Source organism: Segatella bryantii, from assembly GCF_022024215.1.
GTDB classification, from domain to species: domain Bacteria; phylum Bacteroidota; class Bacteroidia; order Bacteroidales; family Bacteroidaceae; genus Prevotella; species Prevotella bryantii.
This window is the reverse complement of record NZ_CP091798.1, coordinates 206,380-219,087: the sequence shown is the minus strand read 5'-3', so window position 1 is coordinate 219,087 and position 12,708 is coordinate 206,380. Positions and strand designations below refer to the sequence as shown.

Below are 12,708 nucleotides of genomic sequence, written 5' to 3'. Positions count from 1 at the left end.
TTTTGTGAAGTAATCTGTGTAAAGTGTACTTTTTACTATTTTTATTATTTTAAAGATTGAAGTTTGGTCATAATGATGGTATTGGTTATATTTGCAATATCAACAGTTTTAATGATATTACACAAAATGGAAAATCCTTATATCAAGCAATATCCTGATCTCATGTCAGGCAAAAAGGTTATGTATGTACATGGCTTTATGTCATCTGCTCAATCGGGGACGGTCAAATTGCTACAGGACTGTATGCCGAATGCACAGGTTATTGCCGAAGATTTACCGCTTCATCCTGAAGAGGCAATGCAGTTGCTTAAAAATCTCTGTGACACAGAAAAGCCCGATCTTATCATCGGTTCTTCTATGGGTGGTATGTTTACCGAAATGCTTTACGGATACGATCGTATCTTGACTAACCCGGCTTTTCGCATGGGCGATACAATGTCGAGCAGTACAGGTAAACAGGTTTTTCAGAATCCGCGAAAAGACGGTGTACAGGAATTCATGGTAACCAAGGGATTGATTAAGGAGTACAAGGATATTACCGAACATTGTTTCGAGGGAATCAACGAAGAAGAGAAACAGCATGTATATGGTCTCTTTGGTGATCATGATCCTATTGTCCACACTTACGATCTTTTTCTGGAGCATTATCCTCATGCCATTAAGTTTCATGGTGAGCATCGTCTCATAGATAAAGTGGTGCACCATTATCTCATACCAGTGATTCGATGGATAGACGATAAGCAGAATGGTAAGGAGCGACCTATCGTATACATTGCCTACGATGCCCTGCACGATGCCTTTGACAATGCTACATCAAGCATGCATAAAGCCTACGAAATGTTGTTGGAATACTATCAAGTATATATTGTAGCTTCTGCACCAACTAACCAGCATGACTATATCACCAAGGTACAGACTTGGGTAGAAGACTATTTGTCAGCACCAGCCTTCAACCATATTATCTTCACCAATCAGAAAAATCTGCTGTATGGAGACTATATGATTGATCCGCTACCCGATGATAATTTCATGGGTACCAACATTCAGTATGGTAGCGATGAATTTAAGACTTGGGAAGAAATTATTACTTTCTTTGAAAGGTTGGGGGGACAATAATATCCTTTTCTCTTGACTTCGGATACACTTTCAATTCTACAATTTTTCCTTGGTTCAAAGTAGCTTCTACTGTTGTCTGCTTTGAACCATGTAGTTTAAAGTGTACATTCCAATCCTGAGGCCAAGCTGGGAATATATATATTTTGTCGCCACTTTCTTGCAACAGCATTTCTTGCATACCAATCATACCACTTCCTCCCCAGTTATGATCTGGTGTCCAGTCATGACCAGGGCCCCAGAAAGCAGGAAAACGATAAGGTCCGTTTTTCATTTTCTCGGTATTCCAATAAGCAGCATCCTCTGTAAGTCCTAAGTCTGCAGCCCATATATTAGCTTGCTCCCAACTCACAATACCTTTAAACTTCTTGACATACGGATCATATTTCCAAGTATTAATAGCGATATCAAGACTATCCTTGCCAACTCCAAAAAGACGCCAAGGATATACAGGATAAAGCATCGTTGGTTCTACATTGTTCACTCGGGCCCACACCTGTGCAGGTGCGATAACCTGATGCCCATCTACTTCACGATAAGATATATCGGGCCATTGCTTCAAATATGCCTGATATTTTTTTATTTCTGTAAAATCTGCATGATGTAGCTGCAGATAACTCAAAAGACTTTGGGTTACTACTTTTAATCCTGCTACCGTAGACGAAGGATTATAAGCCATCTTAAAGGTTTCACCACCCGAACCTGGATAGATAATCAGTTTACCGTTCTGATCAACTTGTTTATTACCAAGTTTCTTGGCTATATAACGATAATGCTGGTCAAAGAAATCGAGAGATGATTTAATCCATGGGATATAAGCAGAAATATCCATACCGCCATAGCTTTCTGCTTCGAGAGCCATCTGACAGAACTCTAACACCGTATCCCAAGTATATTCCAACCACGCATTGTACTCCATACCTGGATCGAAATCTACGGGACGCTTCAAGCCGTATTCATCATGCTCTGGTAATCCGAAATTCTCGATTTGCTCAGTGAAAGCTGCTCCTTCATGATTCCAGTATACCTGACTACGCAATTCTGCATTCTTAAGGATACGAACATAAAAATCGAGTTGACTCTTCAGGGCATCATAATCGCCACTCTTCAACATGGGCCAATATACCAATCGCTGATTTTGAGCTGTATGCGTACCGCCTCCCCATCGACGATAATCAGGGGTATAAGTCGATTTAGCATCTACATAATGTGGTTCAAAGGTAAACAGACCTCCATTAAATTTTGTAGGCCATTGTCCATGGGCATTACAGCCCAACATATAGCGAAACAGCGTATAGTTGCGAGTAATTTCTTCGGCCTTGCCTTGACCTTCTATGCAACTGCGATTCCACCAGGCATTCCACCATTTAATGGTATTCTTAAAGTCTTGTTTGGCTTGAATGCTTTTGCTCGTTTGCTGCACCTTAGCCTTCCACTGTGCTACCGTACCCTGCACATCTGCCAGCACAATATCCAAGGAATACTGGCGAAGCGGTTGCTTGGCAGTATAGCGCCATCCCTGATAATCTACTTGCTGATATACACCTTGATAAGTACCTTGAAAAGTAAACTGAGGAGCAGATAGTTTTCCACCAAATATCAAGCGACCTAACGGATTATACATTTGCGGTATATAAGCATTGAGCTTCTGCTGAACAGCAGTTGCATCAAAAACGGTACTATCTGGATTTTGATGATAGAAAGTGAGTTCACTCGGTTTAACATCAAACTGATCTTGATGGGTCATACACCCTTTAGGAACTCTGAATTTATAAGAAGACTGGAAACACTCACCCTTACCGATAGCACGGTCATGATGGCGCCAACTTTCAAAGTTACAGGTAACACTACCTTTTTGCTCCAACTGTACTTCAACATGAATTACCGGTTTGAAGACATCTACCCATAGGGTAACACGCTGGCTACCATCATCCACCACCATATAGCCATCTTTTAATACAAGACGCTGGGTAAAAGAAGCATTCGATTGAAATTTATGAGGCAGCTGAATACGGAAACGACCAACTTTCAATAAGGTATTATTCTCGTCAAAATGTCCACTACGATTTACATAAAACAGCAAATCACCATTTTCCACCCATACATTCATACCAATACTGCCTCCGCCTACAGGCATAGACTCAGACGAATTCAAACTTGGCTTATGCCATACGAAGTCAGCAGGAAGAGCATATCCCAACAAGCTACAACCTATCAGGTATACCAAGAAAAAAAGTTTCTTCATTTCACATTGTTCTTGTCAAACTTACCATTCTATGATAACAACCTGATCTATTACAAGGCTGCAGCACGTAATTTCAACATGCCTCTATGCACGAGATTACGCACAGAATGATAATTCATATTCATGATTTGGCAAATTTCATCATACTTTTTCTCATCAAGATAATAAAGTTGCAAAGCCTCACGCTGACGTGGAGTCAATGCCTCCATCAAATAAGCCACTTTATTCTTTTGATGTAATGATTTTTCCTCTTCAAGATAATCGGTTTCTACATCAACTACCGACTTTCTTTTATCCGCACAATCCAAGTCTACAGATGCATTATAAGACACTTTACGAAACTCATCAACCAGACGGTTACGCAAAGATATTACTAAATAAGAACTTAAACGCTTAACAGCAGGAGATTGGCGTTTATCGAGTAAACGAATAAAAACATCTTGTATACAGTCTTTCACTAACTCTACATCTGATGTTAGGCAACACCCGTAGTTCAGCATTAACTGAATATACATATCATACAAGTCAGAAAAAGCAGAAGCGTTTCCTTCTTGATAGGCTTGTAGTAATTCTAAAGCCCGCTGATCTTTGTCAATAATAGTAGAATTCGTCATTTAGGTAAGTTGTATAGGTTTGTTTGTTGATTGCAAAATTACGTAAATGACGTATGAATGGCATGCAAAATCAGATATAAAAGTGGTAAAAATCGGTATTTACCTACTTTTTTATCCCATTTTAGACTTCTAAAGCTACTTTTATGCGTTTTTTTAAGGCTATCAATTCTTCTTGAGGTATGCAACATTCTTCTTCATCCAAATGGAGCAAAATCTGCTTAGCTTCATCAATATCCTCCTGCGTTGGATGTAAATGAGAAGAATATTGAATATCTCTTGGCATCAGATTTCCATCCAAAATGGATTTAAGGAATTGTGGATCTGCTAATAGATTATACACGTTTTCGGTCATAACAAACTCTCTATTTATATGTCTCTACTATATATTGTATAAGTAAGACGTACGAATTAAAAAAATGTCCCCAACAAATCCGAAGATTCATTGGGGACTTATATAATTAACCTCTAATTTAGTTTTTGGCTTTCCACCAGTATACACCTTTCTTGTCAAGATATTTTTTCATATTACTACGTATACTATTCTTTAAAAGTAGAGTCATATCACCTGTCTTTTCATCAATCTGATACAGAGAACCAGAAGCTGATGATAACCGGTTTATCAGGTCGGCATTGCCTTTCTCTAGATAGAATACGGCATCACCCTGACGATTAGCCATCATACTATTGCCTTCTTCATGATAGGTCGGCTGCATAGAAGCAACCGATTTGAGGAAGGCTGTATCTGTAACAGGGAGATTTGGACAAGAGCCACCAGCCATCAATACAGCCCAGGCCATTTGTGGATAACCCGATGCATAATACACGACAGCCTTGTTTGGATAAGCTTTACGATATTCACTTACCCCACGATAGACATGATCGAAGGTTATCTTACCCGTACGGTTTTGGCGCTGGAACTGACGAGGTGCCAGATTCAAGCCACCACCCGGCTCATAGAGTCCTTTGGCATGATAATACCACTGTTCAATATTGATAATATCCACCACTTCACTTCTGGCTTTATCTTGCAGAATAGCATCCTGTACATCCTTATTAACAGCCAGAGCTACCATAGCCTTTTTACCACGCTTGGCTTCCCACTCCTTAACGGTATCCAACCAAAATTGTACAAAAGCAAGTGGTCCTGTAAACTCTTCACCGATAGAATGGATGACATTCGGCTGATCGGCAAACGCATCTAATACATCCATGATATACTTCTGATGCAGATGCTTACGAACAGGATCTGTCAGGTCATAGAAGTAATCAGCCATAAAGATACGTTTATCACCTGTAAAAGGAACGGGCTCTGGGAATCCTGTATGATTGATATTATTAGCTGTACGCCAAGGACAGTCTACCCAGTGAGCACCGGCTTCTAAGATATTATGTTGAAAATAGTGTTGGTTCAGGAGGAGTAATCCTTGTGAAGCACCCTTCTGGGCAAACTCGTTCAGACGGGCATAATACCAAGGATTGAGGCGTTCCATATCATATTTGCTCAGACCATCCCATGCTTTTCCTTCACCACTGCGGGCTTGTGGCTGCTCATAGAATGGGCCCCACACATCACCATCACGACGACGAACACGCTCATGGTCATCTCGACGGCGATCGTACCACAAACCATAATTCTGCGCATAGAGTACGGTATGACTGTTGACCATCTTCTGGATAACACTATCCACACGGTCTGTGCGCCCATCACCTTCCATACCTGGTACAAAACGAGTCAGACCATATGGCAGTTTAGGGAAGGCTGAATATTTTACGCGTCCGTTCCACCAAGGTGAATTATGACGATTACCCACTACAAGGGCATGATCCATGACGAGTTTACCATTCTCGATAGCAAAAGTATGATTCACCTGATTGATAGGTTGCTCATCTTTGATGCGATCTACAGCGAGTGCACCCTTTGCAGATACAGATGCCGTAAACTGTGCACTATCTATCCACATATCCATCGTCATACGAGGCTGGTGTGCTTCGCGAGCCATTTGTTGAGCTACCTCTATTGGTGGATTGCTCGAAGCTCCCGTATTACGCACATAGGTACGGGTAATCGATGAGACGTCATGCCCCAGGCGCTTACCTAATTGCTGTGCGAAAAGGCTCCATGGCTTCACATGGTTATTCAGCTCATCATAATAACCTGTACCCGAGAACTGTGCCCACGAACCATAGACATAATTAGCCGAGCCATCTGGCAGACTATCAGCCTGAATCGCAGCAGCAGAACACTGATAAGCTGTACTGTTGGCAGTATTCCATCCTGTACCATATTTCTCTAAACGAAGATTACCCATACGGATATCATCGCCATCAATATCAACGATATCAAAGAGTAACCCCGTAGCCCAAGAACCGATACTACCGCTAAACCCATGCGAATTGCGACTTTCACACTGTACAAAGGCATTAGGACCGGCAGCTACTATACCTGCAGCAAAATCGTTGATACCCTCTTCTGAATACAAACGTTGGAAAAGACATTTTTCTCCAAAGGTGAGGAAGGTACGACGACGATAACCTCCTAATTCGGATACAGGATGCTTAGACGTACAGTCTTCTACGGTAATCTGTGAACCACTACGTTGAACGACAACAGCTGAACCCGATAGATTTCTGAAATCGACAAGACGTACCCAGCAATCTTTAGCATGGGCGATATACACTCCATTCCAGGCATGGTCTTCGTCCATGGCATACTTAGTATGATAAGCTGACTGTATCGTGAGATTTTCTACACCAGCATTCACGATTCGACCAGACCAACGATACAAAAGTACCTTACTGTCTGCGTCAGAAGCCTGAAGTTCCATACTCAGAGGAGCATCAAGGGTTACTTGATTTCCTTGAACATGGGTCACCGTACGGCTCCATTCCACATCTGCCTCGCCCGGATGCCAGCCCCAGTAGCCCATATCCTTACCACCACCGAAACTTGCACATTGTAGCTTGTTGATCCAACTCTGAGTAGACGGGCGATAAACGACGACTTCTGTGCCTGCCTTGATTTGGCTGATCGCCTTACCCGACAAGGATAGTTGCTTATTACCTAAAGCCACAGAACCCGTAATGGCCAAGGTATCTGTAATCTGTCGGTTGTCTTGTCCCTCTACATAGACTACAGCGCCACGGTCAACCCCTTCTTTCAGCAACACCGTTTTTTGACGGTCTGAACCACGAAGTACAACTCCACTTGCCGATATACGAAGAGCTTTGCTCAAGTGATAGGTACCAGGAGCGAGCAATACTGCTCCACGGAGCCCCGTCTTCTTGTCCATTTTTTGTCGAGCTACATAGTCGAGAGCTTTCTGTATACGAGCACTCTGATCACCTGTTTCACACGACACATACACCTTGACTGGAGCATTAGGGATTGCCTGTTCACACTGGCGATAACCTACATAGCTATAATCTAATGGGAAGGGTTGTGCAGACACCTGCACAACCCCTAAGGCAACTAATACTATAATCAATAACTTTCTCATGAAATTACTTTTTCTGAGCTGCAATACGCTTATTCCAACCTTCACGCTCTTTATTGAGGTCATAACCTCGCTGAGAGAGCCAGTTGTTAATACGTCCCTTATACTTGCCAAACCATCCATGTTTAGCTTTTGATGTACCTGCATCTACAGCAAATTCACGGGCCTCTTTCAGCCAGTTGAGTATCTGCAGTTTTTCATTTTCCTTGAGAGAAGGAATCATATCCTGATAGGCCTGATAAGTTTTAGGCACTACACCATATGTCATACCATCTTTCACGGCTTCTATCTCCTTGTCAGAAAGATAATTGCCTAAAGCTGCCGCAAATTCAAAGTGGTGTCTATAGAGTTCTGCCTGCAGAGCATCACCCTTCAATTTATCCTCACAATCACTCAGGTAAAAATAACGGTTACAAACGATGTTAACTACATTCTTACGAGTATAGTCGCTGGTCAGATTCAGACCATTAACTATTTTCTCAGATCTACCGAGGATACTTTTTACATAGTCAGCCTTTCTTCCGACACTGTCCAAAGCTACCTGTGCATGAACAGATGCCGAAAGCAAAACTAAACCTATAATAACTAACCCTTTTTTCATATTTGTTCGTCTTACATCAACTTACCCTTTTCGGCAAGTGTATCGTAATTGTTCTTTACATTAGTCCAGTCTACCTTCTTCTTGGTATCGATAGCGTTGATATACTTTTCGATGTTGGTATAACCGTCACCGTTGATATCGCCATTAGCATCTGATGGATCATTAGGATTCAATCCGTTAGCTACCTCCCACTCATCTGGCATACCGTCGCCATCGCTATCCTTGTAAGGTTTTACCTTCTTATACTGAGGGAAACCACCCATCTGGCTGATATCTGTGATGATACCAAGCTTATAAGAGTCGTTCTCCATACGGCGATACTTGAAGTAGCCTTCTGCGTTCTGTGACTTCTTTGACAAACCGGTGACATCACCATAAGGATGCTTCTTATCAAACTTCTTAGCGATATAAGGCTTACCGGTACGAACTTCTTCTACGATACGTTCATCGATAATATCACGGCATGGTACCATAGCACCTACGTTGTCGAGTACCTTGTCAAAGGTCTGCTCCTTAGGAATAATAGTCATGTATGGCATAACGAAAGGCTCATTGCTACGCATCAAAGCCTTTACATCGTCACCGATTACACCATCCTTATCAGCGGTCTGGATACCACCATTCCAGTTGTCTGCTGTTACAGCAGCATTACCTTCCATGATGTTACCTTCGGCATAGATACGGCCAAACTGTGGATAAGGGAAGAGGTTCTTACTACGGCTTTCGCTCTTCACAATACGATAAGCAATATTACCTTCCTTAGGTGTAGCAGGACCTGGTTTGTAATAGTTGTTAATGAAGTTGCTCATGGTAGAGAACTCACCACCATCACAAGTACGATGTACCCAGTTATAAACGATGTTATTCACAAAGTTGAATACACCACCCCAACCGATAGAAGGGTTACGACCAGTATTATCAGCCCATACATTACGCATGAACGAAGCATTCTCACCACCAATGGTACTACCGAAAGCATGGTTATAGGTATCGAGAGCCTTAGCAGAAATGGTATTCTGAATAGTTACATTCACAGTTGGCTCTTTGCGCATAGGTTTACCATCGCCCATATCAAACATATGGCGGTAGAAAGAGATATTCTCATCGAGACCCCACTCGCAAGAGCAGTGGTCTATCATAATATTACCTACAGGATTACCACCGAAGCTATCCTCACGGTTCCATACATTGGTATTACCACGGCGGAAACGCATATGACGAACGATAACATCATGTGTATTTACTTGGAATGACTCACCAGAAATCTGGATACCTTCACCGGGAGCAGTCTGACCTGCGATAGTGATATAAGGAGCACGAACAATGATAGGGGTCTTCAGTACGATATTACCCGATACATTAAAGACAACGATACGAGCACCACCCTGTTCACAAGCCCAACGGAAAGAGCCTACACCATCATCATTCAGATTCGTAACGGTAAGCACTTTACCACCACGGCCACCGAAGGTATACATACCACCACCTTCTGCACCTGGGAATGCAGGAATCTTAGCCTGACGCAAATCGTATGGACGGAAAGCCCATGGCACATAAGGACGACCTTCCATAGCTTCTTTCTTTACAATAGGAAAAGCTACAGCCCATGCTGAGTCTGAATGAGCTGTCCACTCCTTACGAAGATTCTCAAACTTTTGCTGAGCCTCATCTGTAATTTGAGGGTACTGTGCCTTCGCTATATTTGGAGCCAAGGCCAGAACACAAGATGCTAAAACTAATTTCTGTTTCATCTTCAGTTAATATATTGTTTTCTGTTTTCTGTCAATAAGACGATAAAGTGTTGTTTTTGTAACCTACATCTTTTTTGTTTCTATTTACTTTTAAATAATATTTCTCTTCTGTTTATCAATAATTCATTATTTTTGTAACCGATAATAATGCTTATCCTAATCATTAATCTATTAACCTTTTCAAAAAAATAACACAAGATTAGCATGAAAAAAATCATCTTGATGACTACTGCTGTCGCAGCAGCTTTATCCGCTCATGCACAAATGATTGATTTTGACCTACCAGGAAAAACGACCATGGGCAAGGATACCGAATTAAATTACACCTCATGGGCCGTACCTCGTGCCACCAGTGATACCAAGTCGTTCGATAATGGCGTATCGATTACGATTACAGCCGGAGGGGCTGCCTCTGCTGTAGGAAGTAATTGGAACAAGACGTATGTAGAGAGTAAAGGGCTTCGTGTCATCGCTGATGAAGTCGTGGCTTGTAATCTGGTTGATGGTAACATGGTGAAAACGACCGAAGGAAGCTCTTCGCTTATTCTCACCATTACGGGGCTTAGTGCAGGGGTGCATACGCTGAAAGCTTATCATAACAATTCTGACTTAGACCAGTCTATGCCCGATGTAGAAGTTCGCGTTAATGGACAGGTGGTGGCGTCGGGCAAGCCATTTACTTCTGGCGCAGAGAGTACCATCGAGGCGGGTTCTTCGTATATTACCTTTACGGCCAAAGAGGGTGAATCCGTTGTGATTACCTATGCCACCACTCCTGAATCGGGCAAGACTTACTCTACAACGAGCATGATGCTTAATGGACTCGAATTTGATGTGGCTGCTATGACAGCTACAGATCCGACTCCATCTAATCAAGATTATCATGCCGGACAGGAAGATGGCACGGTACAGTTCTCTTGGACTGCTGCCGTAGGAGCCGTAGCTCATAAATTGGTACTGGGTACCGACTCTGCCGAGGTAGCACAAAGCGATGCGTATCTATATGAAGGTGAGAACACTTCTTTTACACAGACTGGTCTTTCCTCCATGCAACGTTACTGGTGGCGTATAGATGAAGTGGATGCTGAAGGTAACATCTACCGGGGTACACCATGGTCATTCCGCCCTTGTCATTTGGCTTTTCCTGGCGCCGAGGGCTATGGCCGATATGCATTAGGTGGTCGTGGCGGCTCGGTTTATCATGTTACGAATCTCAACAACGACCATAACCCTGGGTCACTGCTTTATGGACTGACAGACATCAGTGAGCCTCATACCATCGTCTTCGATGTATCGGGCATCATCGTTATGGATTTTTCTGCAGTCTTTACAAATCCCTATATCACCATTGCCGGACAGACGGCTCCTGGTAAAGGTATCTGTCTGAAGGCTTCTAATGTGAATATCGGTAGCGATAACATCTGCCGATTTATGCGATTCAAGCATGGATATGGTGATACGGGTAATGCTATGGGAATGAGTGGTGCCAACCATAGTATCGTAGACCATACCACAGCTGCTTGGGGTACCGATGAGACGGTATCTGGACGTGGTGCGCTGAATGTATCTTTCCAATATTCAATGATAGCCGAAGCCTTAGGTATCGCTGATCATAAGAATTATTCTGCGGGCACGAATCATGGCTATGCAGCTACTATCGATGGGCGTATCGGTTCATGGCATCATAATCTCTTACTCAACTGTGAGGGACGCAACTGGAGTATGGGGGGTGGTATGGATGGGCAAAATCGTCCTATCGGTGGACTCGATCTCTTTAATAATGTATGCTACAACTGGCATAGTCGTACCACCGATGGTAACTGCCATGCTGTAAACTTCGTGAACAACTACTATAAGATGGGGGCCGATACCAACAAGAAAATTCTCTTCTCGCAAGATTTCGAGGATGCCATAGCTCCGGACGGTGTAGATCAGGCTTACGTAAGTGGTAACATCCGTGAAAATAAGAACCATACACTTACTTACGACAAAAAAGGGGAAACTTACAAGGCTACCGGTAATATACCTACCACTTATAAGTATCTAGTAGACGAGCCTCTCTTTGCTTCTTATGCCACCATTCACACTGCAAAGGATGCCCTTAAGATAGTTACCAGTGATGGTGGAGCAACCATGCCGATGCGCGACGACCAGCATCTCCGTGTCATTCGGGAAGCCATAGAGGGTACCTATACCTATACAGGTTCACGCTCTGGTATCAAGGGGGAAATCGACCATGAAGATGATGCTGGGGGATGGGAGGTCTATCCTGAAGAACATCGCTCTGCCGACTTCGATACTGATCAAGATGGTATGCCTAACTGGTATGAAAAAGTTATCAACAGTGATATCAACACGGCTAATCACAATGATGACCCTGATAACGATGGCTACACGCTTCTCGAAGATTATCTCGACTTTATGGCGCATCCTTACCTGATAGTAGCGCCTAACGAAAGTAAGACCATCAATATGAAGCCTTACTTCCGTGGCTTCTACGGTTTCAACGGTGAGACTTCTGAACCGGTCTATTCCATTACCTCCAATAGTCCCCTTTTTGTCGCTACCGTATCCGATTCTATCATTACTATTCAAGCGAAAGAAGAAGGTGGAATCGGCATGATTACAGTTAAGGTTACCGATACCGATGGTGCAAGTTTCGAACAGCAATTAGGCATCGCCATTACAGGTGAAACGACAGGTATTCACACGGTATGGAATGAGGATCAGATTGAAGTTGCCAAACGGGAATTCTTTACGCTAGACGGCAAGAAAGTGGATAAGTTTGACGCTCACAATGTATACGTCATGAAAATTACCGATACAACCGGTAAAGTGTATTCGATGAAGGTCATCAAAAACTAACAAAGCCAAAAGTACACAAGTATTT

The 12,708-nt window shown here is 42.7% G+C and carries 8 protein-coding genes; 2 read left to right on the top strand and 6 right to left on the bottom strand.

Annotated elements, in window-relative coordinates:
- The first annotated feature begins 126 nt into the window (after nucleotides 1-126).
- Nucleotides 127-1,116, top strand: coding sequence for a YqiA/YcfP family alpha/beta fold hydrolase (locus L6471_RS05035; protein ID WP_027453109.1), 990 nt, complete (start codon nucleotides 127-129; stop codon nucleotides 1,114-1,116).
- Here the strand turns inward: L6471_RS05035 and L6471_RS05030 are convergent.
- From L6471_RS05030 to L6471_RS05005, 6 genes are all read right to left on the bottom strand, one after another.
- Nucleotides 1,085-3,358: a DUF5703 domain-containing protein gene (locus L6471_RS05030; protein ID WP_237797509.1), complete on the bottom strand. Its 2,274-nt coding sequence runs from the start codon at nucleotides 3,356-3,358 to the stop codon at nucleotides 1,085-1,087. The genes L6471_RS05035 and L6471_RS05030 overlap by 32 nt on opposite strands.
- Before the next feature lie 50 nt (nucleotides 3,359-3,408).
- Nucleotides 3,409-3,972: an RNA polymerase sigma factor gene (locus L6471_RS05025; protein WP_006282196.1), complete on the bottom strand. Its 564-nt coding sequence runs from the start codon at nucleotides 3,970-3,972 to the stop codon at nucleotides 3,409-3,411.
- A gap of 121 nt (nucleotides 3,973-4,093) precedes the next feature.
- Nucleotides 4,094-4,324: a hypothetical protein gene (locus tag L6471_RS05020; protein WP_027453112.1), complete on the bottom strand. Its 231-nt coding sequence runs from the start codon at nucleotides 4,322-4,324 to the stop codon at nucleotides 4,094-4,096.
- 118 nt (nucleotides 4,325-4,442) lie between these two features.
- Nucleotides 4,443-7,469 (bottom strand): DUF6298 domain-containing protein, encoded by a 3,027-nt coding sequence (locus L6471_RS05015; RefSeq protein WP_237797508.1) that lies wholly within the window; start codon nucleotides 7,467-7,469, stop codon nucleotides 4,443-4,445.
- Nucleotides 7,470-7,473: 4 nt separating this feature from the next.
- Nucleotides 7,474-8,067, bottom strand: a complete 594-nt coding sequence (locus L6471_RS05010) for a DUF3826 domain-containing protein (RefSeq protein WP_094448325.1) — start codon at nucleotides 8,065-8,067, stop codon at nucleotides 7,474-7,476.
- A gap of 11 nt (nucleotides 8,068-8,078) precedes the next feature.
- Nucleotides 8,079-9,818 carry a polysaccharide lyase gene (locus L6471_RS05005; RefSeq protein WP_027453114.1) on the bottom strand — a complete coding sequence of 580 codons (1,740 nt, stop codon included), beginning with the start codon at nucleotides 9,816-9,818 and terminating at the stop codon, nucleotides 8,079-8,081.
- Nucleotides 9,819-10,022: 204 nt separating this feature from the next.
- On the opposite strand from L6471_RS05005, the gene L6471_RS05000 reads away from it, so the two are divergent.
- The gene (locus L6471_RS05000) at nucleotides 10,023-12,683 is read left to right on the top strand and encodes a hypothetical protein (RefSeq protein ID WP_237797507.1); all 2,661 of its coding nucleotides are present in this window, start codon (nucleotides 10,023-10,025) and stop codon (nucleotides 12,681-12,683) included.
- Nucleotides 12,684-12,708: the final 25 nt, after the last annotated feature.